This window comes from Actinoallomurus sp. NPDC052308 (genome assembly GCF_040679195.1).
Taxonomy (GTDB): Bacteria; Actinomycetota; Actinomycetes; order Streptosporangiales; family Streptosporangiaceae; genus Actinoallomurus; species Actinoallomurus liliacearum.
In genome coordinates this window covers 16,707-41,130 of the sequence record NZ_JBFAUM010000008.1, presented here as the reverse complement: position 1 = coordinate 41,130, position 24,424 = coordinate 16,707, and the positions used below count along the sequence as shown (strand labels likewise).

The window sequence follows — 24,424 nt, the reverse complement described above, 5'->3', positions numbered from 1 at the left end:
GTGCACCGTTCAAGTTTCATGCGGCGTACTCTACTGGAGCGGTGTAAGGTGTCAAGCGTGGACGAGCAGGTACCCGGAAGACGGGCGCGACTGAGGGCGCAGACCACCGCGGAGATCAAGAACATCGCGCTCAAGCTCATGACCGACGGCGGCGCGGACGCCATCTCGCTGCGTGCGATCGCCCGCGAGATGGGGATGAGCGGCAGCGCGATCTACAGCTACTTCGAGACTCGTGACGCGTTGATCACGACGTTGATCAACGACGTCTACACCTCACTGGTGGACCAGGTGGAGGCTGCCGGGGACGCCTGCCGACCGGACGACGCGGCCGACCGGATCCTCGCCTGGGGACAGGCCGTACGTGAGTGGGCGCTGGCCAACCCGCAAGGATTCCGGCTCATCTACGGCGATCCGGTCACCGGATACCAGGCGCCTGAGAGCGGGCCGGCTCCCGAAGCGGCCAAACGCGCGTGCCTGGGGCTGACCGGACTGGTCGCGGCCGCCTGGCCGCACGCCCGGTCCCTGCAGACCGGCGGCGATCACCAATGGTCCGATTTCGCCCCCACCTTGGTGGCCACGGTCCGGAATGCCTTTCCCGACCTGCCGCCCGCGGCCCTGGCCCTGGCCCTCCGTGTCTGGGGTCGCATGCACGGCCTGATCGCCCTGGAGATCTACGGTCACCTTGGCCCGCAGACACACGAGCCCGCCAAGCTCTACCGCGCTGAAATGATCGACCTGCTCAGATCACTGGGACTCGAACAACCGAAGTAAACAGGCGAGGGTTCTCTATCAAGCCAACCGGACCTCATCGACCAGGGGCGTCTGACAGCCGCCGACTATGCTGGGGAGTCGCCATTCCTCTAGGTCATTTAGGTTGCTGTTTGGCTGGTGACTGTCGGGCGGTGGGTCAGCCGGCGGTGGCTTGGTGCTGTTGCTTGGCGCGGGTCTGGGCCAGGCGGTAGGAGTCGTGCCGGTTTCGATAATGGCTCCGCCGAAGGTGAGGCGGTCGACGATCGCGGCGCAGAGCCGGGGGTCGGTGAAGGTCTTGGTCCAGCCGCCGAAGGATTCGTTGGATGCGATCGCCAGGCTGTTCTTCTCCTCGCGTTCGGTCAGGACCTGGAACAACAGTTCGGCGCCGCGCCGGTCCAGCTCCATGTATCCCAGTTCGTCGATGCAGAGCAGGTCCACCCGCCCATAGCGGGCGATGGTCTTGGACAGCTGCTTGTCGTCGGCGGCCTCGACGAGTTCGTTGACCAGCTTGGTCGCGAGGGTGTACTTCACCCGGAAGCCGGCCATCGCTGCTTCGGTGCCCAGCGCGATGAGCAGGTGGGACTTGCCGGTTCCCGAATCGCCGATCAGGCAGAGCGGCTGGCCCTTGCGGACCCAGTCGCAGGCGGCGATGGTGTGGATGGTGGCCGGGTCGATGTTGGGGTTGGCGTCGAAGTCGAACTCGCGCAGCGACTTGTCGCGGGGGGAAGGCGGCGGCCTTGATCCGGCGTTCGGATCGCCGCATACAGCTCGGTCTTCGACTGCCGTGGCATCCAGCCCCCTTCACGGTGAGTTACGCATCACGCTCCCACCGCAAAGACTCTGGTGTTCACGAAACTCATCGACACCAGATCCTGATGATCAGGGGCGTTGCCCAAACTCATCGACAAACGCTGCCGCTAGACGTCGACAGAACCACCATGGCATTGGTCCAGCACGTGGCCATGGCCATGCGCACCACCTTGGACGCCAGCGGCGTGAACGTCCTTCACGCCAGCGGTCCCGGCTCAAAACAGTCGGTCCCGCATCTGCACTTCCACGTAGTCCCGCGCTGGCCGGACGACCGATTCTCGACGTGGCCGGCCGGACGTTCCCATCACCACATCCCCGCCGATCCAATCGCACAGCTGGCCGACGCGCTCAGACCACACGAGTAAGCGGCGTCGATCGACGACGTCCGACCAGCCTCTGCACGTTCACCCGTACCTGGCTCTGCACGCGGCCGTTAACTACCCCGATCGTGGATCAGGACTTCGCGCCGAACACGGGGGGTTCAGGAACATTCGTGTTACCACGGGAGAGAAATGTGCCTTCTTCCGCTGCCGAAGTGCGCGGGTGGATGATCTGAACATCGCCAAGAGAGAAGGACCGGGGAATGACAAAGATCGCCATTATCGTCGGCAGCACACGGCCCGGCCGGATTGGTCGGGTCGTGGCGGATTGGGTGCATCAGCTCGCGTCGAAGCGCGTCGGGGTCGAGTACGAGATCGTCGACCTCGCCGACCAGAATCTCCCTCTCTACGACGAGGAGGTTCCGGCCGCCGTCGGCCGGTACGCCGGGGAGCGCACGAAGCGGTGGGCCGAGGTCGTCGGCCGGTACGACGGATACCTCGTGGTCACACCGGAGTACAACCACGCACCGCCCGCCGCGGTGAAGAACGCGTTCGACTTCGTGTACGCCGAATGGCAGAACAAGGCGATCGGATTCGTCGGATACGGCGCCGCGGGCGGCGCGCGGTCCGTCGAGCATCTCAAACTGGTGGCGGTCGAATTGAGCATCGCACCGGTCGCCGCCCAGCTCGGCCTGCTCATACCGGGCGACTTCCCGAACTACCCCGAATTCGCGCCGCTCGAGAACCGTGAGGCGGAACTCGAGCGCGTGCTGGACCAACTCGAGTCCTGGGCGCAGGCGCTGGCCGCCGTGCGCGCCTGACGGCGGCACGGACGGCTTGTTCCCACCCCGGTCGCGTGGAAGGCTGGCATCGTCGCCGGAGAAGGGAGCGCGATGCCGGCACGACCCCGACTGCCCGAGGATGTGGAGCCGGACGTGTGCGCGGCCTTCCGCGACGCGCTCGACCGGGTTGGGAGCAAGTGGGGGCTGGCGATCCTCGCGGCCGCGAGCGAAGGCCCCATCCGATTCGCGGAGCTCAACCGGACGATCCCCGGCATCAGCCGCCGCATGCTCACCCTCACCCTGCGCACGCTCGAACGGGACGGGTTGCTCGTCCGTACGGTGCATCCCACCGTGCCGCCGCAGGTCGAGTACACGGCGACGCCGCTGGCCAAGGATCTCTTCGCGTCCACCCGCGCGCTGTCGGCCTGGGCGGAGAACAACCACGAGAAGATCGCGGCCGCCCGCGCGGCGTACGACGACGGCGAGACCGCCCACGGCTAGCGCCCTGACCACGTACGTTCACGGTGTCGGCTGCCACGCCATAGGCCGTGCCGGGCGCACGGTGTTGTCGTGGTGGAGCATCCGCGGGCTCCGGTTCAGCCGCCCAGCTTGACCGCACGGCGTACGTCGGCGGCGTAGGCCTCGGGCTGTTCCCAGGCTGCGAAGTGCCCCCCGGCACGGTGCTCCACATAATCGCGAACGTTCAGGAACGCCTCGGCGTAGCTTCGCGGCTCCGGTTTGGTGTCGCGCGGGAACACGGAGAGCACGGTCGGCGTGTCGATCCGGTCGGGGAGGGCGACCGGTTCGACGTAGGTGGCGAAAGAGGTGCCGATCGTGCCGGTGACCCAGTAGGCGGTGACCCAGGTCAGGAGCTCGTCCGGAGTGAAGGCCGACTCGTCGGACCAGGACTCCAGCTTCTCGACGATCCACGCCGCGAGGCCGGCGGGTGAGTCGCCGAGGGCGACGGCGAGCGTGTTCGGCCGCGTCGACTGCTCCGCGATGTACCCGCCCTCGGTCCGGAACCACTGCGCCGCCCGGCCGAGGTAGGCCGCCGCGTCGGGCGTGAGCTTCGCCGGGTCCGCCGTGAGCGCGTGCTGCGGGGCGATGTTCGTGAGGTGCAGGGCGGTCACCCGGTCCGGGTGCTCGGCCGCGAGGATCTCCGCGACGGTGCCGCCCACGTCGCCGCCGGACACCGTGTACCTCGAGTAACCGAGCTCATCGAGAGCGTCCGCAACGATCCGAGCGATCCGGTTGACCGACATACCGGGGCCGGTAAGCGGGGCCGCGAACGGGAAGCCCGGCAGAGCGGGAACCACCACATGCAGGTCCGCGAGCAACGGGAGGACGCGCTCGAAGCGCAACACCGAGTCCGGCCAGCCATGCAGCAGCACGACGACCGGGGCGCCTGGATCCGCGGACCGCTGATGGATCGCACGCAGGTCGGTGCCGCCTGCCCGCACCGTCACCCAGGGGAACGCGCCGATGCGGCGCTCGTGCACACCCCAGTCGTACCCGTTCGCCCAGCGTTCGAGCAGCTCGTCGAGGTGGGTGCCGCTGATGCCGCGCGTCCCGTCGTCACTCCATGGGGTCGTGACGCGCCGCGTTCGCCGGAGTCGTTCCCGCATCTCGTCGTTCATGTGTATCAGCGTACACATGATGTGTATGCTCGTACACATGACCTTGCGCAACGCGGCCGCCACCAGGCAGCGGATCCTGGAACACGCGCGCAGCCAGTTCGCCCGGCACGGGTACGCGGCGAGCACCGTCAAAGGCGTGGCCGACGCGGCAGGCGTGTCGCCCAACCTCATCACGCGCTATTTCGGCGGCAAGGACGGCCTTTTCCTGGCGGCGACCCGGGTGGAGATCCCGGTCTCCGACTCCTTCGACGGCGACCGTTCCGCCCTGGGTTCGCGCCTCGCGGCGAGCATCGTCCAGCGCTGGTTCGGCGCACCCGGGGAGGATCCGCTGCTCGTGCTGCAACGCGCGTCCGGCGAACGCCCGGAGGCGGCGGAGGCGCTGGCCGCCTTCCTCGACACGAACTCACTGGAGCCGCTGCACCGCTACCTGCGCGACAGCGGCCTGGACGACGCGGACGCCCGCAGCCGAGCCGCGGCGATCGACGCCTTCGTGCTCGGCGTATCGACCCGCCGCCGGGTCCTGCGTTCCGAACTCGGCGACCCCGCCGAGCTCGAGGCCTGGCTGAGCGCCACCATCCAGCGCCTCGCCGACGGGTGACGCACGGCGTGAAGAAGTACTGAAACTCCGCTTCCGGTCAGTGCACGTTCCAGGTCAGGGCACTGGTTCGGCGGCCCGGCACCCACCGAGGCGGGTGCCGGGCCACCGCGCGGCGCCGGTCGGTCAGCGGTCGCGTGACACCGTCAGCGGGAAGGTGCCGTGGCCGACGTCGGTGAGCGTCGTGGTGTACGCCGCGAGGTACCGGTCCAGGTACGGCGAGCGGTCACCCTGGGTCGGCACGTCCGACCGGGCGTCCAGCACGGCCAGGGCGAGCCGCGCGCCGGAGACCGCCACGGTGTGACCCGACGGTACGTCCAGCCAGCCGTTGGAGCTGATCGTCCCGATCTGGACGCCCAGCCGGTGTCCTCGCTGGAAGGTCCAGTCGGTCGACTTCAGGTCGAAGGAGATCCGGCCCTTCCTCTGCAGCAGTGCGACGTTCTCGTCGAACATCGTCGCCGTGCCGTCCGGGGCGACGTCCCACAGGCGCACCATCACGTTGCCGGTCGTGCTCGCTTCGAACGTGATCCGCGGCGTAGCCGTGAGCCGGAGCGTCCGGGAGGCGGGCGTCGACCAGGTCCAGAAGCTGGAGGCGGCGGTGTCGCTCCGCTTGGCGGCGTTCTTCTCCGCACCGGACAGCGGCTCGATCCGCGGTGCCCGCTCCATGTCCCAGCGGCCACGGTTCGCCGCCGAAGCCGCGGGCGCCGGGGCACCGCCGTCGTCGACGTACCGGCCGGCGGAGAGCCGCGCCTCGTACGACGTCGTGGTCACGGGCCAGGTCCGCTGGGCGCGCCAGTGGCCGAGGCTGTCCTCGACGGCGTACGCCGGGTCGGTCACCGACGGCTGGACGCCGCGGAGGTACTGGTCGTAGAACCGCATCACCTCGTCGAACCAGCCGGCACGTCCCTGCGACAGCCGGCCGTTCGCGTCGGTGTCGTTGCCCCGTACGTGCTCCCACTGGCCGAGCCAGCCGCGTTCCCGGCCGTGATGGTTGCCCAGGTACTTCTCGGCGTCCTCAGGCTTGGTGTTGGGCTCGATGAAGCCCTGGGTCACGAACAGCGGTGTGCTGGTGCCGCGCGCGTGGGCGGCCAGGTCGCGTGCCCTCCAGTACGCCGAGTTCGGGGCTGGATTGTTGTTGTTGGCCAGGTTGTCGCTCAGGCACTCCGGATGGCTGGTCTCGTACTCCGCGGCCGCCTTGTACCGGTCGCTGTCGTCGGCCATCGGCGGCATCGTCGCGATCGAGTTGTACGCGAGCGGTGTGCCCGTGACGTTCGGGCGCGGGACCCTGTTGCTGAACAGGTAGTCGTACATGTTCCAGACGGGCTCCTGCGCGACGACCGCCTTCAGGCTCGGCCGCTTCAGGTCGTTGCCCACCAACCCGGTGACGGCGTCGTACGACTTGCCGTACATGCCGACCTTGCCGGTCGACCAGGGCCGACTGGCCGACCAGTCGATGGCGGCGCGGACGTCGGCCTGCTCCCCCGGGCCGACCCAGTCCAGGCACCCGGTGCTCCCGCCGAAGCCGCGCAGGTCGACCATCACAAAGGTGTAGCCGCGCGCCATCAGGCCGGCGCCGTCGATGAAGTCCTGGAAGCGCGCCGACGGTCCGACCTGGTCCCAGCCCTCGGGACCGGTCTGCCCCGCGTGCGCGAAGTAGGGGCCCACCGAGAGGATCACCGGGGTTTTGGCTCCGGGCGGCAGGTTCGCCGGGCGCAGCACGTCGGCGTGCAGCACGACACCGCTGCCGTCGGAGGAGGGGAAGTACGCCTGCGTCCACGCCGCGCCCTCGGGCACCCGGGGATTCTGTTCATGGGTGATCGGGCTGTCGTCTGCCGCAGGCGCCGACGCCGCCTGTGCCGACGCAGGAAGACCGCCCGCGATGAGGGTGGTGGCCAGTGCACCGGCCGCCGCGACGGCCGATGCCTTCTTGCGCAAATCCATACGCGCTCCGCTGTAATCAGCTCCCAAGCGAGGCCCGCCTGGAATGCGTAGCGATTCAAGCGGAGTTGCCGCCGGTCTGGACGAAGGCGACATGACCGGTTGTGGACGACTGGCCGGGCGCGGGGGGGCGGCGCAGACACCGTCCGCCGGGCCGGTAGAAGACGCCGTCACTGGGCAGTAATCACGCCATGACGGGACAGGAACATTACGACGCCGCCGAACGCCTGCTCTCCTCGGCCGGTGAACTGGACGCCGCGGTGCCCGGTCAGCAGCAGGTCATCCGCCAGTTGCACGCCGAGGCCCAGGTCCACGCCACCCTCGCCGTCGCCGACTTCATCCGTAACCACAAGATTTAGCGCCTGGAGCACGGAAGCGGTTCCATGATCACCAGCTTGATCATGGAACCGCTCGCGTGTTCGGCGATGTCAGCCGCAGTGTGAAGGCTGGGAGTACCACATGACCCAGCCGGGATCTGCCGCGCCTCCCCAAACGATGCACGTGTGCGGAGCGTTCACCTTCACCGGGCCGGCGTAGTAGGCGTACTTGGTGCTGGTCGACGGCGGGTCATTGATGAACCCATACGAACCGTCGGATTCCACCTTGGCGATCGCGGCGAGCACGTGAGTGGGGGTCCCGAGGTTGACCTTCTTCGACGTGACCACACAGTCGGTGGTCCCGTTGTACAGCAGGTGGATGGTCGCGACGCTGCCCAGGTCGTGGTGGTCGATCTCGTGGTAGTTGCTGCCGCACGCCTCGGCCGGTGACGCCACCGCCTCCGCCGGGCTGCTCACGGCCACCGACCCGGCGAGCATGCCCGCGACGGCGAGGGCGAGCACGGCCCTCTGCTTGAGCCTACGCATCTGGCACATCCATTCCATATTGGGGCTTTTTGGGGCAGCAGAAGCTTAAGTGGCGGCTGATGCGTGCCCTGGATCGGGGCGTTCGACGTTTTGCGTCAGTCCGTGCCGCCGGTCGGAATGGCGGTCAGGGCCGCCATGTCCAGGGCGAGCGGCGTGATGTCGACCAGGTCGAAACCGGCCGCGCGCAGCAGTCGCCGGTACTCCTCGTCGGTGCGTTCCCGGCCGCCGATGTTGTTGACGGCCATGTGCACGTCCCAGGCGATGGCCAGGGACGGTGTGCCGTCCGTCGGAATGGGGCGTTCGATGATGACCAACCGGGCGGTCTCCGCCATGGCGCGGCGGCAGTTCGCCAGGATCTTCAGGCACTGCTCGTCGTCCCAGTCATGGAGGATGCGGGAGAGCAGGTAGACGTCGCCGCCCTCCGGCACCTGCTCGGTGAAGTCGCCGCCGACGACCTCGCACCGGTCGAGCAGGCCGTCCTTCTCGAGCACCTCGCGGGCCGCGTCGGCGATCGCGGGCTGGTCGAACAGCACTCCGCGAGCGGCGGGAGCCGCCGTCAGGACGTGGCGGAGCAGGTCGCCGTGGCCGCCGGCGACGTCGACGACGGTGCCCGCGTCGGCGAAGTCGACCACCTCGGGAACCCTGCTGAACCACGACGACCCGGCCGCCATGGCGCCATGGAAGACGCGGGCCTGCTCGGGATGTTCGTTGAGGTAGTCGAAGGGCGGCAGGCCCAATGCGTGCTCGAACGCGTTCTCGCCCGTACGAACGGAATGCGCGAGGGAGCCGAAGCTGCGGTAGAAGATCCCGCCGTACAGCCGGGCGACGTCGCGCAGCGCACCGGTCCGCAACGTCCGGCCGAGCCGGGTCAGCTCCCACCGCTCGCCGTCCCGGCGCACGACGCCGAGCGACGCGAGGTAGCGCAGCACCCGGTGCAGCAGGTCGGCGTCGGCGTTCGTCAGCATGGCGAGCTCGGCGCTGGTCGCCGGCTGGGAACTCAGGTGGTCGGCGATTCCCAGCTCCGCGGCGGCGCACAGGGCCTGCGTGGTCCACGCGCCGGTCAGCATCTCGAACATCTGCCGCGTCGCCTCCTCGTCGGCGCGCGGCTCCGTTTCGGCATGAACCGGACGAGACGATTCGGCCGACCGCAGGTGGGTGGCCAGCAGCTCAAGCGGGCCGTCGACGAGCAGCTCCAGCCGGCGCGGCCATCCCTGGGGCCGGCCCCGGCCCTCGGTGCGGAAGTACAGCACGGTACGGCCCGCCGGGCCTTCGTGGGGGTTGAAGCCACCGCCGTCGGGCGTCATTCCGCCGGGGCCGGTAAGCAGCTCCCACAGGCGCTCCGTCACGTCGGACTCGGACACGTGGAGCGCGAAATGCGTCTCGTTGTCGGCCCGGCGTTCGTCGTCCATCAGCCGTTCGAATGGCTCACCGGACCCCGCGGGGCAGACGAAGATCTCGACTTCGCCGCCGTGATCGGGTTCACCGCCGGTAATCGAGGCGTGCACGATCTGAATCGGCACATCCTCCTCGGGAATGCCATATCCACGGGCCACCCTGTCGCGTACGACGGTGCTCGGCTGGGGCGGCGCGGCGGTCAGTCCCATTTCCGCCAGCCGAGCGAGGAAGGCCTCCGGCCGGCCGGATGGGAAGACCATGACCGAGCCGTGCACGAAGCGGCAGTGTCGCGCGATGTCCGCGGCGAGGTGCCCGGGCGTGCCATCGGGCAGTATTTCGGCGAGCAGTCGGCCGGTGCTCAACGAGCGGGTGAACTCCATGACCCGTCGGATGCGCCGCACATCGACATCCTCGAGCGATGAATCACCCGCGTCGCCGGCCTCATCGGAAACATGCGTGGTCGTCATCGGCCCGGCCCCCAATTCACTTGGCCACAATGGTGATCATCGTTCCACACAGCCTCATGCGTTTCCAGGGATCACAACCCGCCGTTAGTTCATTGGTCAGCACCCCGAGTTCACCAGCGAGGGGCCGACGGATACCTCGGCATGGAGGCGATAGCTCAGCGGCCGGGCATTCACCGGCACGCGATCGGAACGCCCATGCCGATGGCACGGCTAAGCGCCGGTGCCTCGCCCTCCCCTGCCGTGGGGGCGAAAATCGGCCGGTTCGCCGACCGTCACACAGAGACCGGTGATCAGGTTCCGGCAGTCGGCCGGGTCGACATCCGCGAACGCACACCGCGTCATCTCGCACCGGGCGGGGCTCGGCGCGAGATGTGCGGTCAGCGGGTGGTGAGGGTGCGGATGATCTGCGCGATGGTCTCGGTCACCGCGTCGCGGGCGGGGCGGAGGTACTTGCGCGGGTCGGTCAGCGTCTCGTCGGTCAGGGTCCGGCGTACGGCGGCGGTGAAGGCGACGTTGAGCTGGGTGCCGACGTTGATCTTGGTGAGGCCGGCGGCGACGGCCCGGCGCAGGTCCTCCTCCAGGACGCCGCTGGAGCCGTGCAGGACCAGCGGCACGGGCACGGCGGCGCGCAGCTTCTCCACGAGCCCGATGTCGAGGCTCGCGCTCTTGGTGGTCATGGCGTGCGAGCTGCCCACCGCGACCGCGAGGGCGTCCACTCCCGTGTCGGCCACGTAGGCGGCCGCCTCCCCCGGGTCCGTGCGCGCGGTCGGCGAGTGCACGCCGTCCTTGCCGCCGACCTCGCCGAGCTCCGCCTCGAGCCAGAGGCCGTGCTCGTGCGCCCAGTCCGCCGCCGACCGGGTCGCGGTGAGGTTGTCCGCGTACTCCAGGTGCGAGGCGTCGTACATCACCGAGCTGAAGCCCGCGTCGGCGGCCCGGCGCAGCAGGTCGAGGTCGTCGACATGGTCGAGGTGGAGGGCGATCGGCACGCGCGCCGTCTCCGCGATCAGCGCGCAGGCTGCCGCGAGCGGCTCGACGCGGCCCAGATGGTGGCGGACCGCGTTCTGGCTGATCTGCAGGATGCCCGGGGCACCGGCGAGCTCGGCGCCGGCCACGATGCCCTCGGCGTGCTCGACGGTGATGACGTTGAAGGCGCCGACGCCTTCGCCGGCCTCGCGTGCGGCGGCGACCAGGTCGCCGGTACGGCTCAGTGACACGGGCGAGCACCCTCCCTGGGCGGAATGTCCCTCGATGTCCACTCTTGACGATCCCAACGAATCCCAACTATAACCATGTAACCCCCAATTAACCAGGATGAAACTCAAGCCCCGGTGGTGTTCTCTCGTGCCTGACCTGCTCGTAGGTGTCGACGTGGGGACCAGCTCCGTCAAGGCGGCCGTCTGTACGGCCGACGGACGGGAGGTCGCCCACGGGAGTGCCGCTCTGACCTGGAGCAGCACCCCGAACGGCACCGAGACCGACCCCGCGCGGGTGCTCGCCGCCGTACAGGCCGCGCTGGACGACGCGCTGACGTCGGCCCCCGAGGGCCGGGTCGCCGCGCTGGGCGTGGCGAGCATGGCCGAGGCGGGGGTGTACCTCGACGGGAACGACCGGCCGGTGGCCCCGCTCATCGCCTGGCACGACAGCCGGGACAGCGAGCAGGCCGCCCGGCTGGAGGCGGACCTCGGCGCGGAGACCTTCGCCGCCGCGACCGGGCTGCCGCTCGGCACCCAGTGGTCGCTGACCAAGCACCGCTGGCTGCGCGACCACGGCGGCCTCGATCGGGCCGTCCGCCGGCTGCACGTCGCCGAGTGGGTGGTGTACGCCCTGGGCGGCGAACCCGCGTCGGAGTTCTCCCTCGCCTCCCGTACGGGCTGGTTCCACCTGCGCGACGGGAGCTGGTGGGAGCCGACGCTGGAGTGGTCCGGGATGGACCCGGCGCTGCTCCCGCCGACCGTCGCGGGCGGGACCCCGCTGGGGCGGGTCGCCGCCGACCGCGCCGGTGACCGCCTCGCGGGAGCCGTGCTCACCCTCGCCGGCCACGACCACCTGGCGGCGGCGGTGGGCGCCGAGGCCACCGGCGACGGTGACGTCCTCGACTCGTGCGGGACCGCCGAGGCCCTGGTCCGTACGGTGCCCGCGCCGCTCGCCGAGGCGGCGGTGGTCGAGCTGACGCGCCACGGGGTGACCGTGGGCCGGCACGTCCTGCCGGACCGGCTGTCGGTGCTCGGCGCGACCCGCGGCGGGCTGCTGCTCCAGCACGTGCTGAGGCTGCTCGGCCGGGACCGCGACGACCTGCCCGAACTCGACCGGGCGGCGCTGCGGACCGACCCCGGCCCGCTGCGCGTACGGCTCGCCGGGGACGGCACCGCGACGGTCAGCGGCGCGGGGCGGAACGCGACCCCGGCCGCCGTCTGGCGGGCCGCGCTCGACGAGGCAACCTCGGGCGCGGCGGCCCTACAGAAGATCGTCACCGGCGCCGCCGGTGCACACCGCGAAGTGGTGATGACCGGGGGCTGGTCGAACAGCGAGGCGATGGTCGAGCTGCACCGCCGCGCCTTCGGCAACGCACGCCGGAGCACGGCCGTGCAGGCGGGCGCCCGCGGCGCGGCCCTGCTCGCCGGGCAGGCGGCGGGACTGTGCCCCGCCATCCCAGGGAGGAACGAATGACCGAACCACTGCTGGAGGCCCGCGGCATCGAGAGGAGCTTCGGGCAGGTCCAGGCCCTGCGCGGAGCCGACTTCACGGTGTACCGCGGCGAGATCGTCGCCCTCATCGGCGACAACGGAGCCGGCAAGAGCACGCTGGTGAAGATCCTGTCGGGCGCGGACCAGCCGAACGCCGGGCAGATCCTCGTCGAGGGCGACCCCGTACGGCTCGACAGCCCGCACGCCGCCCGCGACCTGGGCATCGAGACCGTCTACCAGGACCTGGCCCTCGCCTCGGACCTGGATCCGGCGGCCAACCTGTTCCTGGGCCGCGAGGTGTTCCGGCGCGGGCTGCTCGGCCGCCTCGGTTTCCTCGACAAGCGCGCGATGGCCCGCGACACCACCAGCGAGATGGAGCGGCTCGGCGTCCATCTGAAGGACGCCGCCGCGCCCGTCGCCGCCCTGTCCGGCGGCCAGCGGCAGAGCGTCGCCGTGGCGCGGGCCGCGATGTGGGCCCGCCGGGTGATCTTCATGGACGAGCCGACCGCCGCCCTCGGGGTCGTGCAGACCCAGCAGGTGCTCGAGCTGATCCGCCGGGTCCGCGACGCGGGGATCGCGGTCGTGCTGATCAGCCACAACATGCCTCAGGTGCTCGAGATCGCGGACCGGGTCGAGGTGCTGCGGCTCGGCGCCCGGGTGGCCCGGTTCGAAGCGGCCGACGCCACCGTCGAAGACCTCGTCGCCGCGATGACCAGCGGAACCGCAGAGGAGCGTGCCGCATGACGACCGTCCAGACCAAGGCCGCGGATCCGCGACCGCCGGCCGCCGACCGTTCGTGGCGGACCGTCGCGGACCGCCTGCGCCGCGGCGAGACGACCCGGATCTTCGGCGCGCTGGTGCTCCTGTGCCTGGTCTTCTCGATCCTGCGCCCGCACGCGTTCCCGACCTCGGGGAACATCGTCAACATCGCCTCGGACGCCGCCGTCCTGCTCGTCCTGGCGGTCGGCGCGACGTACGTCATCCTCACCGCCGGCATCGACCTGTCGGTGAGCGGCGTGCTGGTGTTCGCCGGCGTCATCTCCGCCAAGGTCATGCACGGGCTCGGCGGGCAGTCCGTCGGCGTCCTGCTGGTCGGCCTGCTCGCCGCGCTGGTGGCCGGGCTGGCGTGGGGCCTGGTCAACGGCTTCCTCGTGGCGAAGGCGCGGATCCCCGCGCTGATCGTCACCCTCGGCACGATGGGCGCCTCCCAGGGCGTCGCGCTGCTCATCACGAACGGCGTCGACGTACGGGACGTGCCGTTCAACCTGGTCATGAGCGTCGGCTCCGGCACCGTCGCCGGGGTCCCCTGGCTCGTGGTGATCGCCCTCGTCGTGGCCGTCATCGGCGGCGTCATCCTGTCGCAGACCCGGTTCGGGCGTTACACGTACGCGGCCGGGTCCAACAAGGAGGCGCTGCGGCGTACGGGCGTCGACTCCGCCCGTCACCTCATCAAGGTCTACGCCGTCGCCGGGCTGCTCGCCGGCCTGGCCGGTTATCTGTCGCTGGCGCGGTTCGCCACGACGACCCTCGGTGGCCACGCCACCGACAACCTGTCCACCATCGCGGCGGTCGTGATCGGCGGTACCAGCCTCTTCGGTGGCCGCGGACTCATGATCGGCACCGTCATCGGCGTCTTCATCCCCACCGTGCTGCAGAACGGCTTCGTCGTGCTCGGCGTCCAGGCGTTCTGGCAGCAGGTCGCGGTCGGAGTCGTTCTGATCGCCGCCGTCTACCTCGACCAGATGCGCCGGGCCGCCCGGGAACGGCCTTAGTCCTACAGGAGGAATCAATGCGGACCATCGGTGTGCTCGGAGCGGCCGCGGCGCTGGCAGTCGGCCTGGCCGCCTGCAGCAGCGGCGGAGGCTCCGGATCCGGTACGACCGGCGGAAGCGTGAAGGGGAAGACCATCTCCTTCGTGCCGGGCGTCTCCGGAGACAGCTTCTACATCACGATGCAGTGCGGTATCCAGGCGGAGGCCGCCAAGAACGGCGTGAAGGTCGACATGCAGGCGCCGCAGCAGTTCGACGCGTCGCTGCAGACCCCGATCGTCAACGGGGTCATCGCCAAGAAGCCGGCCGGGCTGCTGATCGCCCCGACCGACGCCAAGGCGATGGTGCCGCCGCTGCTGCGGGCCAAGCAGGCCGGGATCACGGTCGGCCTGGTGGACACCACCCTCGCGCAGAGCGGCCTCGCCGTCACCGGCGTGTCGACCGACAACAAGGCGGGTGGCGCGGCGGCCGCGGACGCCCTGGCCAAGCTGATCGGGCAGAAGGGCAAGGTGCTGGTCATCGCTTTCAAGGCGGGCGCCTCGACCTCCGACGACCGGCAGCACGGGTTCGAGCAGGCGATCAAGAAGTACTCCGGCATCCAGTACCTCGGCGCGCAGATCAACGACAACAGCCCGGCCAAGGCCGCGTCGATCATCTCCGCCACGCTGGCCGCCCACCCGGACCTGACCGGCGTGTTCGCCACGAACCAGTTCGCCGCCGAGGGCGCGGCCACCGGCCTGCGCAACGCCGGAAAGCAGAGCAAGGTCAAGGTCGTCGGCTTCGACGCCGGCCCCGTCCAGGTGCAGCAGCTGCAGCGCGGTGACGTGCAGGCACTCGTGGCCCAGCAGCCGTACCAGATCGGCACCCAGGCGGTCGACCAGCTCGTCGCGTCCCTCACCGGTAAGAAGCCGACGGCTGAAATCGGGACAACGACCACGACGATCACCAAGGATGACTTGTCGACTGACACAGGACGGCAGGCCGTCTACAAGACCACCTGCTAGCGACGGGTCTCGGCCCGCCTCGAAGAGAAGGGACCGTGGTGGCACCGACTGGTGATTCCGCCCGACGGGCCGGACGCCCTCCGTACGCCGCGCAGCGCCGCCAGCTCCTGCTGCGGACGCTGCGCGACACGGGACGCATCGACGTCACGGACATGGCCGACCGCCTCGACGTGTCGACCGAGACGATCCGCAAGGACCTCACCGAGCTCGAACGGCAGGGGCTGCTGCACCGCGTGCACGGCGGCGCGGTCGCCGTGGAGGACCTGTCGTTCGAGCCGGCCGTCGGGGCGCGCACGGAGTACACCGACGAGAAGCGCCGGATCGGCCGGGCCGCCCTGGCCGAGGTGCCCGCCGAGGGGTCCGTGCTGATCGACGCCGGGTCCACCACGTCCTGCCTCGCCGAGGTCATGCCCGCCGACCGCGACCTCGCGGTGTTCACCAACACCCTGACCATCGCGATGACGCTGACGACGCGGCCCCGGCTGAACGTGCACACCCTGGGGGGCCGGATCCGCAGCCGCACGTTCGCCGAGGTCGACAACTGGGCCGTCCGCGCCCTCTCGGAGATCCGCGTGGACGTGGCCTTCCTCGGCACCAACGGCTTCACCGTGGAGGACGGCCTGCGCACCCCGGACGAGTCGGAGGCGGCCGTGAAGCGGCTGATGCTCAAGGCCGCCCGCCGACGCGTCCTGCTCACCGACCACAGCAAGCTCGGCCGGATCAGCCTGTTCAAGTACGGGGATCTGGCCGAGATCGACCTTCTGATCACCGACACCGGCATGCCGGACGCCGACGTCCGCAGGCTCGAGGACGGGGGAGTGAAAGTGATACGGGCATGATCGTGACCGTCACGCCGAATCCGAGCGTGGACCGGACCCTCAGCGTGGAGCGTATGACCCACGGGGACGTCCTGCGGGCCACGAACAGTTGGAGCGAGCCCAGCGGCAAGGGCGTCAACGTGTCCCTCGCCCTGCTCGGCCACGGCTACGCCACCCGGGCGCTTCTCCCCATCGGGGGCGCCGAGGGCGCGCGGCTGGAGGCGATGCTACGCGCGGCGGGCCTGGACTACGTCCCCGTCCCGATCGACGGCGAGATCCGCAGCAACGTCAGCGTCCTCGAGCCGGACGGCACGGTCACCAAGGTGAACGAGCCCGGTCCAGAGCTGTCGGAGGCCGAGTTGAAGGCCCTCATCGACGCGGTCGCCGCGATCGGTGAGGGGGCCGGGTGGATCGTCGGCTGCGGCAGCCTGCCGGTCGGCACGCCCGCGGATTTCTACGCTGACATGGTGGCCGCCGCGCGCGGCACCTCCGCACGCATCGCCGTGGACAGCTCCGGGCCGTCGCTGACGGCCGTACTGGCGGCCGGCCCCGACCTGATCAAGCCGAACGCGGCCGAGCTCGCCGAGGCGGCCGGCCGCCCGGTCGAGACCCTGGGCGACGCCCTCACGGCGGCTCATGTCCTGCAGGACCTGGGCGCGAAGTCCGTCCTGGCCAGTCTCGGCCCGGACGGCGCGGTGCTCGTCGAGGGCGGCGAGGCCGTGCACGGCGAGGCGTACGTCGCGGAGACCCGCAGCACCGTCGGCGCGGGCGACGCCCTGCTCGCCGGGTTCCTCGCCGCGGGCGGGCGCGGGCCGGAGGCGCTGCGCTCGGCGCTCGGCTGGTCGGCCGCCGCCGTACGGCAGCCGGGCACCGTGCTGCGCGCGGACGGCACCGACACCGCCGCCGAGGTCACCCTGCACGACCGCGTCGACGTCGACCGCCGCCTGCGCCACTCGTAGCGCGTCATCGCCCGCGGATCGACGATCCCGAGGTGGCGGACGGTCACGCGTAGCGAGTTCTCACCGGCGAACCGCCGAACCGCCGACTCGCCGCGGGCGGTCACGCGTGCACGCGCACCGGGTCGATGTCGTAGCCGAAGTACCGCGGCCCGGCCAGGGCGAGTCCGGCCTCCGTGTGCCAGCGCGGATCGGCCGGCGCGGCGAAGACGGTAAGGCGCTGCCCGTAGCGCAGCGCCTCGGTGGTCACCGCGTCACCCGACTCGCGGTCCAGCGCGCAGATCAGGTCCGGCACCGACGCGCGGATGACGCCGTCGCGCTCGGCGACCAGGTACTCGTTCTGGAATCGCAGGACCAGCTCGGCGCCGCCGTCGCCGTCCGTACCGGCGAGCCGGGCCTCCCCCCGCGCGAACCCGGTGACCGTACGGCGGGAGACGTCGACCACCTTCCCGGTGAACAGCCGGCGCCCGCGCAGCCGTTCCACCACGACCGCCACCGGATCGGCGTGGGCCGCGCGGGCCGTGCGGACCAGGCCGCCCAGTTCGGCGCAGAGGCTGAGAGTGCCGGGCACCAGGGCTTCCCGGGCCTGAGCGCCGGTCATCGCGTAGGTGCTGATCGCCGCCGCGCAGCCCATGTCGACGGTAACGGAGCGGGCCAGCCGCTCGGCCCAGTGGTTGTCCGTCGTGTCCAGCACCGCCCGATTTCCCTTCTCGTCGGCGATCGCCATGGGCGTGGCCCGGATCCCGTACAGCGACGGGAGGACCATCTGGATCTCCGGGAAGGCGCGTCCCATCCCGTCGGCGTCCACGAGCGGCAGGCCGAGGTGCGCGGCCGCGGCCACGGGGATGACCGAGTTCACGCCGCCGGCCTCGGCGCAGGCGACGTGCGTCGGCGTTCGGCCGAGATGTGCGGCGAGGGTGCGGGCGGTCACGGCCACCTGCTCGACCGACGGCAACTTCTCGAGCATCACCGTGGGCGCGCCCATCATGGCGACCGGCAGCACCACCGCGTCCGGCGGCAGCTCGTCCAGCGCGGTGAGCCGGACCGGACCGTGCCGGCGGACGGCGGCGGCCGCGAGGAGCCGGCCGATGTACGGGTCGCCGCCGCCACCCGTGCCCAGGATCGCGGCGCCGCGCGCCAGGTCGTCCAGCTCGTCCACCGTGACCTGTTCCATGTCACTCCCCCAGCCGGAGGTCGCCGACCGCCTTCACCCTGATCCGGGTCGCGTTCCCCGGCAGGTACGGGATCGGCACCTCGTCGAACTCCACGATTTCCACGGTGGGCCTGCTCGCGCCGGCGGCGACCGCCCGGTCGACCGCCTCCTGCCTGGCCTCATCCAGCACCGTGTCCCGCCGGCCCGGCTCTATGGCGTACACCCGGTCGACCTCGCCGCCGATCTGCGCGATGGCGGCGCCGATGGCGTTGGCCACCGCGTGGTGTTCCGGCCGGTGCACCTTTCCGACACCGTCCAGTTCGTCGGGCAGCAGGATCGAGCCGCCGCCGACCGCGATCACCGGAAGCGGCTCGGCGGAGGTGCGCATCCGGTCCACCGCCTCCAGCACGTCGGCGGCGACGCGGTCCATCGCGGCCCTCGCCAAGGCCCGGTCCAGGCGCGTCACGCGTGCCGGATCGCCGATGTCGGCACGGCCCGCGGCCACCGCGACGTCGGTGGCGGTGAGGGTGTCGCCGCCGAACACCAGCGCCTTCGACGTCAGCTCGTAGCCGACGGAGTCGGGCCCTACCGCGACGTCGGACGGCCCGCCGCGGATCCGGCTGCCGCCGCCGACGCCGATCGACAGCACGTCGGGCATCCGGAAGTTCGTGCGGATGCCCGCGACGCCGACGTCCGCGGTCGCCTCACGAGGGAAGCCCCGTTCCAGCATGCCGACATCGGTGGTCGTGCCGCCGACGTCCACCACGGCGCAGGTGTGCAGGCCGGACAGGACCGCGGCGCCGCGCATGGAGTTGGTGGGTCCGGAGGCGAACGTCGCCACGGGGTACCGGCGGGCGAAGTCGAGGTCCATCAGCGTGCCGTCGTTCTGGCTGAGGTAGAGCGGCGCGGTGATGCCCGCGCCGGCCACGGACGCGACGAGGCCGTCCATGATGTGCGCCGCGAGCTCGCGCAGCGCCGCGTTGATCACGGTGGCGTTCTCGCGCTGCAGCATGCCGATCCGGCCGATCTCGTGCGACAGGGAGATCGGCACACCGGGCAGCTCGGCGGCGATCAGTTCCGCCGCGCGGATCTCGAACTCCGCGTTCACCGGGGAGAACACCGACGTGATCGCCACGCTGCGGACAGCGGCCCGTGCCATGTCCTCGGCGGCCCTCCGCAGCTCCGTCTCGTCCAGCTCGGCGATGTGCCGGCCGTCGAACTCGTGCCCGCCGTGGCACAGGTAGGACCGGCCCGCGATCGCGTCCACGAGCCGCCGCGGCCAGTCGACCATCGGCGGCAGCGACGCCCCGGCCGGCAGGCTGAGGCGTACGGCCGCGACGGGCGCGAGCCGGCGCGCCTCGACCAGCGCGTTGATGAAGTGCGTGGTGCCGATCATCACCGCCCGGACGCCGGCCGGGTCGAAGGGGTACCGCCGCCGCAGGTCGGCCACGGCGGCCGCGATCCCCGAGGTGACGTCCTCGGTGGTGCTCGTCTTCACGCCGGCCAGCACGCGCGCGCCGTCCAGCAGGACGGCGTCGGTGTTCGTGCCGCCGACATCGATGCCGATGCGCACGTCTCGTCGCTCCTTGTCGTCGAGGGGGTCAGACGGGCAGCGGCTCGTGCTCGGCCTCGGCCGTACGGCTGGACCCGAAGCCGCGCGCCAGCCCGAGGCGTCCGGCGACGGCGTACAGCACGAAGGCGAGAGCGAGGGAGTTGATGCTGCTCAGGCCGACCGTCACGTACTTGCCGACCAGCGCCGCGACGAGCCAGACGACGAGTGTCGCGGGCACCCAGGTCGGGGCGTCCTCGGGAACCGTGCCGACCGCCCTGGCCGCGTCGAGGTCACCGCGCCAGTTCCGTACGACGAAGTACTCCGCCACCATGATCCCGGCGATAGGCGGGAACACGACGCCGAGCAGGGTCAGGAAGTCGATGAAGTCGTTCAGGATGCCCGTCGCGCCCAGCACGGTGCCGGCGACGCCGACGGCCGCGGTGATCGGCGCCCGGTCGAACCGCCTGCCGGAGACGGTCCCGAGGAAGTTCACCACGCCCAGGCTCGAGGAGTACAGGTTCCAGTCGTTGATCTTCAACGTGCCGGCGATCACCACGAGAGTGCCCACCCAGCCGACCGAGGACAGGACGATCACCATCACGTCGGCCGTCCGGACGGCGTGCGCGAGCAGCACGCCGGACATCCCGATCGCGTACTCGCCGAGCGTGATCCCCACCACGGTCTGCTTGACGACGTCGCGAACGTCGCGGTTGAAACGGGTCATGTCCGGCGTGATCACGGCGCCCACGATGAACCCGCCCGCGACGAGCGTGGTGGCCTGCACCAGCCCCATCCGGGGGCCCGGCGGCGCCGACGTCAGCAGAGCGCCCACATCGTGCTTGGACAGCTCGCTGATGATCGACCAGCCGACGAGCGCGACGAACGCGGGGACGGTGAGGTAGGCCGTCCACGCCATGGAGTGGAACCCGCGCATCACGATCGCGGTGACGACCACGCCCACTATCAAGGTCCAGGCCCACTCCGGCAGCCCGCCGACCAGCATCACCAGGCCCTGCGCGGCGATCGCCGACTGGACGCCGAACCAGCCGATCAGGCTGATACCGATGGCCAGGCCGATCACGGCGGATCCGCCGCGCCCGAACCCGGTCCAGCGGGCCAGCATCGAGGTGGACAGTGCCTCACGGACCCCGATCACCCCGATGAGGATCGCGACCACCTCCAGGATGAGCGCGCCGAAGGTGAAAGCGAGGAACGCGTTCCAGAAACTCATGCCGAACCCGATGGTGGCCCCGAGCAGGAACTCGGTGAGCGCGGACATCTGGCCGAACCGCTGCACGGCCACCGACCACCAGGAGTAGCGAGCGCCCTGCGGCACCCTGGTCAACGCGTAGTCGTCGACACCGACCAAAGCGGCCATGCCGCCTCCTCAGATTGGGCGGAGCGGTTAATCCGCCACCGTAATCTCCGGTATCACGGTCATCGCGCGGAATACACGGCCGCTTTATGCCAAGTGCAAGACGCGTCACGGGATCGGCGACGGGACCGCCCAGCTTGCCGATCTCCGGCGCGGCGACCACTATCGGCTGCTGAACCCGACAGCGTTATCTTCCGGAGGGCCCGTGCGTAGGCTGGTCGTGTCGCAGAACCCCCGTCGCGGCTTCGTCGACCTGACCGACGCGCTCACCGACCCGCGCGGCGGGCCGCTGCGGATCGTGGTGGAGCCCGGGCACTATCGGATGACGAGCTGCCGATTCTGGGGTGTGGCCGACATCGAGGCCGGCGGTGGGCCGGGCACCGTCGTGATCGACTGCGGCGGAGAATACAACCTGCAGGTGGAAGGCCAAGGACGGGTCGTCCTGCGCGGGCTGACGCTGCGCAACTACCACGAGGACGGCTCCGCCGTGAACGTCGTGGGCGGTCATCTGAGCGCCGAGGACTGCACCTTCTCCGGTATCGCCGGCACCGCCGTCCAGGCGTGGGACCGCGCGCAGCTCTTCCTGCGCCGCAGCGTCGTGCACGGCGGCGGGATCGTGTGCACCGACAGCGAGGGCGTCATCGAGGCGAGCGCGGTGGCCGAGGCCTCGGGCAACGGCGTGGTGCTCCATCGGGGCAGCCGCTTCACGTTGCTGGACGTCGCCGTGCGCAAGGCGGGAAAGTTCGGGATCTGGGCGGACACCGGATCGGCTCCGCGTATCGAGGGATGCCGAATCGAGCAGCCGGCCTCGGCGGGCATCGTCATCGAGGGCAAGGCCGTCGCCGCCGTCATCGGCACACGCGTCGACGGCGCCGGCGAGGCCGGGCTCATCGTGCGCGCGAACGCGACGGCGACCGTAAGCGACAGCGGTGTCTCCGGCACCGGCGACGTCGGCGTCTGGGTCACCGACGGAGGGAACCTGACGGCACAGCGGATGTCGGTCGAGGCCGCCGGCGTCAGCGCGGTCTACCTGTCCGAGAACGGGACGGCCACGCTGGCGCAGTGCCATGTCGAGGAACCGAAGGCGAGCGGAATCGTGGTGGAGGGCGAATCCGCGATCACCGTCGGCGGTACCCTGATCCGTCGAGCCGGCATGAGCGGAATCGTGGTGGGCACCGCGAACGCGACGGTGGAGGACACCCTGATCCAGGAGGCCGGGCATGCCGGGCTGGTGGCGTTCGAGGCCGGTCGCCTCACGGCGCGCCGGGTCACCGTCGAGGACGCGACGCAGAATGGCGTCCTCGTCCGGGGAACGGCGGTCGCGCGTCTGGAGGACTGCGCGATCGCCAGGAACGAGACGGAAGGCGACGGGCTGGCGGTGACCGAGGCCGGCACCTGCTCGTACTCCGGCGGGTCCATCGCCGACGTCAACGGCGGCGGCGCGACCGTGAGCGGCGCGGAGTCGTCACTGACACTGCGCGGCACTCGCATCACCGGGAACGGAGTCTGCGGCGTGGCGGCCGTCGAGGGTGGCGAACTGGTGCTGCGCGACTGCGTGATCATGGGCAACAAGGGGTCGGGGATCCTGGCCACGGTGGAGTCGACGGTGACCGCCGAACGCACCGTCTCCCACGACAACGAGCGGGACGACATGGTGGACGTCGTCATGCCGGACGACGCGGAGGACGAGTCGACGCCGGCGGAGGCCACCGCCCCGGCGAACGACGTCTCGATCCCCGCGCAGCCGGAGTCCCGGCCCGCGACCGCCGAACCGACGCGTGCTCCGCGTGCGCCGGAGCCCGAGTCGGCGCCCGCTCCCCCGGAGCGTCCGGCGCCCGCCGTGCGGCCGACGGGCGAGGACGGGCTGCTGGCCGAGCTGACGGCGATGGTGGGGCTGGACGAGGTCAAGGATGAGATCCAGAAACTGGTGAAGTTCCTGCGGGTCGCCGAGCAGCGGCGGCGGGCGGGACTGCCCGAAGGACCGTCCATCGGACGGCACGTGGTGTTCTCCGGCGCACCCGGCACCGGCAAGACGACCGTGGCCCGGCTCTACGGGAGGCTGCTGGCCGAGCTGGGCGTGGTGTCCTCCGGCCACCTCGTGGAGGTGTCGCGGGCGGAGTTGGTCGGCAAGGGTCTCGGCGAGACGTCCGCCAAGACGCGCGCGGTGTTCACCAAGGCGCGCGGCGGCGTGCTGTTCGTCGACGAGGCGTACTCCCTGGCGCGCCGGTTCGGGACCGGCGGCGACTTCGGGCAGGAGGCCATCGACACGCTGGTCAAGCTGATGGAGGACCACCGCGACGAAGTGGTGGTGGTGTTCGCCGGGTACCCGGCCGAGATGCGCGAGTTCCTCGAGGCCAACCCCGGCCTGCGGTCCCGCATCTCGCGGACGATCGAGTTCGCCGACTACGGCCCGGGGGAACTCGTGGAGATCGTCCGCCGGATGGCCGACCAGTACGGGTTCCGCCTCACCGACGCCGCCCATGAGGCGCTGCTGACCCACTTCGGGAACGTCCGCCGCGACGAACGGTTCGGCAACGGACGCGAGGCCCGGCGGATCTTCGAGGCGGCGTTGCAGCAGCAGGCGCTGCGGCTGGCCGACCGCGACGCTCCGTCCGCGCAGGAGCTGGTGGAGCTGCTGCCCGAGGACCTCGACGGCGTCGTGGACCGGGGCCTCGGCCTGCGGCACGGAGACGGCCGGGACGACGCCCGGGTGGCCGCGCTGCTGGAACGCATGGACGGCATGGTCGGCCTCACCCAGGTGAAGCAGCGCATTCGCGACATGTTCGACCTGCTGGCCACCGAGCGGCGGCGCCGGCAGGAGGGTCTGTCCAGCGAGCCGTTCGCCGGGCACCTGGTGTTCTCCGGTCCGCCCGGCACCGGCAAGACCACCGTCGCCCGCCTGTACGGGGAACTGCTCGCCGCGACCGGCCTGCTGGCACGCGGCCAACTGGTGGAGGTGTCGCGGGCGGACCTGGTGGGACAGTGGATCGGCCACACCGCGGCACAGACCACCGGGGCGTTCGAACGCGCCCGCGGCGGGGTGCTCTTCATCGACGAGGCGTACGCTCTGACCCGCACCGACCACGAGCGGGACTTCGGCCGCGAGGCGATCGACACGCTGGTCAAACTGATGGAGGACCACCGCGACGAGGTCGTGGTGATCGCCGCCGGCTACACCACCGAGATGGCCGACTTCCTGGCGTCCAACCCGGGACTGGCCTCCCGGTTCTCCGGCACGGTCGAGTTCCCGCCCTACGGCACCGACGAACTGGTGGCCATCCTGACCCGGCAGGCCGCCGACGCCGGGTTCACGGTGACCCCCGAGGTCCGCGACGCCGTCCGTTCCCACCTGGACGCCGACGCCGAGACCTTCGCGCGGGGCAACGCCCGTGAGGTCCGCAAGCTGCTGGAGGCGATGCGCACCGCCCAGGCCCGCCGGATCGCCGCCCGCGAACGTGCCGGAGACCCCGTGCCGGCCCACGACCTCGGCCTGCTCCTCACCGACGACCTCCCCTGAGCCGGACCGGCTCCATGTGACAGGTGATGGGAATTCCGG

The 24,424-nt window shown here is 70.8% G+C and carries 23 protein-coding genes; 14 read left to right on the top strand and 9 right to left on the bottom strand.

What is annotated here, in order from left to right:
* Positions 1 to 57: 57 nt before the first annotated feature.
* Positions 58 to 771, top strand: a complete 714-nt coding sequence (locus AB0L00_RS21610; protein WP_364436850.1) for a TetR/AcrR family transcriptional regulator — start codon at positions 58 to 60, stop codon at positions 769 to 771.
* Positions 772 to 789: 18 nt separating this feature from the next.
* Here AB0L00_RS21610 and AB0L00_RS21605 read toward each other — a convergent pair whose 3' ends face one another.
* Positions 790 to 1,425, bottom strand: coding sequence for an ATP-binding protein (locus tag AB0L00_RS21605; RefSeq protein ID WP_364437335.1), 636 nt, complete (start codon positions 1,423 to 1,425; stop codon positions 790 to 792).
* 200 nt (positions 1,426 to 1,625) lie between these two features.
* Here AB0L00_RS21605 and AB0L00_RS21600 point away from each other — a divergent pair, with 200 nt between their 5' ends.
* The 3 genes from AB0L00_RS21600 to AB0L00_RS21590 all read left to right on the top strand — a co-directional run bounded on the left by AB0L00_RS21600 (position 1,626) and on the right by AB0L00_RS21590 (position 3,163).
* On the top strand, positions 1,626 to 1,925 hold the full coding sequence (locus tag AB0L00_RS21600) for an HIT family protein (protein WP_364436847.1): 300 nt from the start codon (positions 1,626 to 1,628) through the stop codon (positions 1,923 to 1,925).
* 218 nt (positions 1,926 to 2,143) lie between these two features.
* Positions 2,144 to 2,701 (top strand): NAD(P)H-dependent oxidoreductase, encoded by a 558-nt coding sequence (locus AB0L00_RS21595; RefSeq protein WP_364436844.1) that lies wholly within the window; start codon positions 2,144 to 2,146, stop codon positions 2,699 to 2,701.
* Between the two features lie 72 nt (positions 2,702 to 2,773).
* The gene (locus AB0L00_RS21590; RefSeq protein ID WP_364436841.1) at positions 2,774 to 3,163 is read left to right on the top strand and encodes a helix-turn-helix domain-containing protein; all 390 of its coding nucleotides are present in this window, start codon (positions 2,774 to 2,776) and stop codon (positions 3,161 to 3,163) included.
* A gap of 95 nt (positions 3,164 to 3,258) precedes the next feature.
* Here the strand turns inward: AB0L00_RS21590 and AB0L00_RS21585 are convergent, their stop codons facing one another.
* Positions 3,259 to 4,299: an epoxide hydrolase family protein gene (locus tag AB0L00_RS21585; protein ID WP_364436838.1), complete on the bottom strand. Its 1,041-nt coding sequence runs from the start codon at positions 4,297 to 4,299 to the stop codon at positions 3,259 to 3,261.
* 37 nt (positions 4,300 to 4,336) lie between these two features.
* Between AB0L00_RS21585 and AB0L00_RS21580 the strand changes: the two genes are divergently transcribed.
* Entirely contained in the window at positions 4,337 to 4,897 is a 561-nt protein-coding gene (locus tag AB0L00_RS21580) for a helix-turn-helix domain-containing protein (RefSeq protein WP_364436835.1), read from the top strand.
* Between the two features lie 123 nt (positions 4,898 to 5,020).
* On the opposite strand, the gene AB0L00_RS21575 is transcribed toward AB0L00_RS21580, so the two are convergent.
* Positions 5,021 to 6,835, bottom strand: coding sequence for a CocE/NonD family hydrolase (locus tag AB0L00_RS21575; RefSeq protein ID WP_364436832.1), 1,815 nt, complete (start codon positions 6,833 to 6,835; stop codon positions 5,021 to 5,023).
* Positions 6,836 to 7,023: 188 nt separating this feature from the next.
* Here AB0L00_RS21575 and AB0L00_RS21570 point away from each other — a divergent pair, with 188 nt between their 5' ends.
* Positions 7,024 to 7,191, top strand: a complete 168-nt coding sequence (locus AB0L00_RS21570; RefSeq protein WP_364436829.1) for a hypothetical protein — start codon at positions 7,024 to 7,026, stop codon at positions 7,189 to 7,191.
* A gap of 69 nt (positions 7,192 to 7,260) precedes the next feature.
* Here the strand turns inward: AB0L00_RS21570 and AB0L00_RS21565 are convergent, their stop codons facing one another.
* Together AB0L00_RS21565 and AB0L00_RS21560 are read right to left on the bottom strand one after the other, a co-directional pair.
* A complete protein-coding gene (locus AB0L00_RS21565) occupies positions 7,261 to 7,695 on the bottom strand; it encodes a hypothetical protein (protein ID WP_364436826.1) in 435 nt (144 codons plus the stop codon).
* Between the two features lie 95 nt (positions 7,696 to 7,790).
* On the bottom strand, positions 7,791 to 9,104 hold the full coding sequence (locus AB0L00_RS21560; protein WP_364436823.1) for a methyltransferase: 1,314 nt from the start codon (positions 9,102 to 9,104) through the stop codon (positions 7,791 to 7,793).
* Between AB0L00_RS21560 and AB0L00_RS21555 the strand changes: the two genes are divergently transcribed.
* Positions 9,069 to 9,512 (top strand): hypothetical protein, encoded by a 444-nt coding sequence (locus AB0L00_RS21555; RefSeq protein ID WP_364436820.1) that lies wholly within the window; start codon positions 9,069 to 9,071, stop codon positions 9,510 to 9,512. The two genes, AB0L00_RS21560 and AB0L00_RS21555, sit on opposite strands and share 36 nt — an antisense overlap.
* Positions 9,513 to 9,934: 422 nt before the next feature.
* Here the strand turns inward: AB0L00_RS21555 and AB0L00_RS21550 are convergent, their stop codons facing one another.
* Positions 9,935 to 10,771, bottom strand: a complete 837-nt coding sequence (locus AB0L00_RS21550) for a class II fructose-bisphosphate aldolase (protein ID WP_364436817.1) — start codon at positions 10,769 to 10,771, stop codon at positions 9,935 to 9,937.
* A 97-nt stretch (positions 10,772 to 10,868) separates the two neighbouring features.
* Here AB0L00_RS21550 and AB0L00_RS21545 point away from each other — a divergent pair, with 97 nt between their 5' ends.
* From AB0L00_RS21545 to AB0L00_RS21520, 6 genes are read left to right on the top strand one after another with little or no spacing between them, the layout of a single operon-like run.
* Positions 10,869 to 12,224 carry an FGGY family carbohydrate kinase gene (locus AB0L00_RS21545; protein ID WP_364436814.1) on the top strand — a complete coding sequence of 452 codons (1,356 nt, stop codon included), beginning with the start codon at positions 10,869 to 10,871 and terminating at the stop codon, positions 12,222 to 12,224.
* Complete coding sequence (locus tag AB0L00_RS21540) at positions 12,221 to 12,985, top strand: ATP-binding cassette domain-containing protein (RefSeq protein ID WP_364436811.1); 765 nt, start codon at positions 12,221 to 12,223, stop codon at positions 12,983 to 12,985. The genes AB0L00_RS21545 and AB0L00_RS21540 overlap by 4 nt, the downstream gene beginning before the upstream one ends.
* Positions 12,982 to 14,013, top strand: a complete 1,032-nt coding sequence (locus AB0L00_RS21535) for an ABC transporter permease (RefSeq protein WP_364436809.1) — start codon at positions 12,982 to 12,984, stop codon at positions 14,011 to 14,013. Before AB0L00_RS21540 ends, AB0L00_RS21535 begins: the two co-directional genes overlap by 4 nt.
* Before the next feature lie 17 nt (positions 14,014 to 14,030).
* Entirely contained in the window at positions 14,031 to 15,014 is a 984-nt protein-coding gene (locus AB0L00_RS21530; RefSeq protein ID WP_364436806.1) for an ABC transporter substrate-binding protein, read from the top strand.
* A 35-nt stretch (positions 15,015 to 15,049) separates the two neighbouring features.
* The gene (locus tag AB0L00_RS21525; RefSeq protein ID WP_364436803.1) at positions 15,050 to 15,853 is read left to right on the top strand and encodes a DeoR/GlpR family DNA-binding transcription regulator; all 804 of its coding nucleotides are present in this window, start codon (positions 15,050 to 15,052) and stop codon (positions 15,851 to 15,853) included.
* Entirely contained in the window at positions 15,850 to 16,791 is a 942-nt protein-coding gene (locus tag AB0L00_RS21520; protein ID WP_364436800.1) for a 1-phosphofructokinase family hexose kinase, read from the top strand. Before AB0L00_RS21525 ends, AB0L00_RS21520 begins: the two co-directional genes overlap by 4 nt.
* Before the next feature lie 100 nt (positions 16,792 to 16,891).
* Here the strand turns inward: AB0L00_RS21520 and AB0L00_RS21515 are convergent, their stop codons facing one another.
* Genes AB0L00_RS21515 through AB0L00_RS21505 form a run of 3 tightly spaced genes read right to left on the bottom strand, consistent with a single transcriptional unit; the run spans position 16,892 to position 20,871 of the window.
* Complete coding sequence (locus AB0L00_RS21515) at positions 16,892 to 17,962, bottom strand: DUF917 domain-containing protein (RefSeq protein WP_364436797.1); 1,071 nt, start codon at positions 17,960 to 17,962, stop codon at positions 16,892 to 16,894.
* 1 nt (position 17,963) lies between these two features.
* On the bottom strand, positions 17,964 to 19,514 hold the full coding sequence (locus tag AB0L00_RS21510; protein WP_364436794.1) for a hydantoinase/oxoprolinase family protein: 1,551 nt from the start codon (positions 19,512 to 19,514) through the stop codon (positions 17,964 to 17,966).
* 28 nt (positions 19,515 to 19,542) lie between these two features.
* Complete coding sequence (locus AB0L00_RS21505; RefSeq protein ID WP_364436791.1) at positions 19,543 to 20,871, bottom strand: cytosine permease; 1,329 nt, start codon at positions 20,869 to 20,871, stop codon at positions 19,543 to 19,545.
* A gap of 202 nt (positions 20,872 to 21,073) precedes the next feature.
* Between AB0L00_RS21505 and AB0L00_RS21500 the strand changes: the two genes are divergently transcribed.
* Positions 21,074 to 24,385, top strand: a complete 3,312-nt coding sequence (locus tag AB0L00_RS21500; protein ID WP_364436788.1) for a right-handed parallel beta-helix repeat-containing protein — start codon at positions 21,074 to 21,076, stop codon at positions 24,383 to 24,385.
* Positions 24,386 to 24,424: the final 39 nt, after the last annotated feature.

Bases quoted from the DNA above. Each gene is read 5' to 3' on its own strand.
- AB0L00_RS21520 (WP_364436800.1), top strand. From the start codon at position 15,850: ATGATCGTGACCGTCACGCCGAATCCGAGCGTGGACCGGACCCTCAGC.
- AB0L00_RS21595 (WP_364436844.1), top strand. From the start codon at position 2,144: ATGACAAAGATCGCCATTATCGTCGGCAGCACACGGCCCGGCCGGATT.
- AB0L00_RS21540 (WP_364436811.1), top strand. From the start codon at position 12,221: ATGACCGAACCACTGCTGGAGGCCCGCGGCATCGAGAGGAGCTTCGGG.
- AB0L00_RS21530 (WP_364436806.1), top strand. From the start codon at position 14,031: ATGCGGACCATCGGTGTGCTCGGAGCGGCCGCGGCGCTGGCAGTCGGC.
- AB0L00_RS21515 (WP_364436797.1), bottom strand. From the start codon at position 17,962: ATGGAACAGGTCACGGTGGACGAGCTGGACGACCTGGCGCGCGGCGCC.
- AB0L00_RS21535 (WP_364436809.1), top strand. From the start codon at position 12,982: ATGACGACCGTCCAGACCAAGGCCGCGGATCCGCGACCGCCGGCCGCC.
- AB0L00_RS21600 (WP_364436847.1), top strand. From the start codon at position 1,626: ATGATCAGGGGCGTTGCCCAAACTCATCGACAAACGCTGCCGCTAGAC.
- AB0L00_RS21585 (WP_364436838.1), bottom strand. From the start codon at position 4,299: ATGAACGACGAGATGCGGGAACGACTCCGGCGAACGCGGCGCGTCACG.
- AB0L00_RS21590 (WP_364436841.1), top strand. From the start codon at position 2,774: ATGCCGGCACGACCCCGACTGCCCGAGGATGTGGAGCCGGACGTGTGC.
- AB0L00_RS21545 (WP_364436814.1), top strand. From the start codon at position 10,869: ATGAAACTCAAGCCCCGGTGGTGTTCTCTCGTGCCTGACCTGCTCGTA.
- AB0L00_RS21505 (WP_364436791.1), bottom strand. From the start codon at position 20,871: ATGGCCGCTTTGGTCGGTGTCGACGACTACGCGTTGACCAGGGTGCCG.
- AB0L00_RS21580 (WP_364436835.1), top strand. From the start codon at position 4,337: ATGACCTTGCGCAACGCGGCCGCCACCAGGCAGCGGATCCTGGAACAC.
- AB0L00_RS21565 (WP_364436826.1), bottom strand. From the start codon at position 7,695: ATGCGTAGGCTCAAGCAGAGGGCCGTGCTCGCCCTCGCCGTCGCGGGC.
- AB0L00_RS21560 (WP_364436823.1), bottom strand. From the start codon at position 9,104: ATGGACGACGAACGCCGGGCCGACAACGAGACGCATTTCGCGCTCCAC.
- AB0L00_RS21570 (WP_364436829.1), top strand. From the start codon at position 7,024: ATGACGGGACAGGAACATTACGACGCCGCCGAACGCCTGCTCTCCTCG.
- AB0L00_RS21575 (WP_364436832.1), bottom strand. From the start codon at position 6,835: ATGGATTTGCGCAAGAAGGCATCGGCCGTCGCGGCGGCCGGTGCACTG.
- AB0L00_RS21555 (WP_364436820.1), top strand. From the start codon at position 9,069: ATGCGTCTCGTTGTCGGCCCGGCGTTCGTCGTCCATCAGCCGTTCGAA.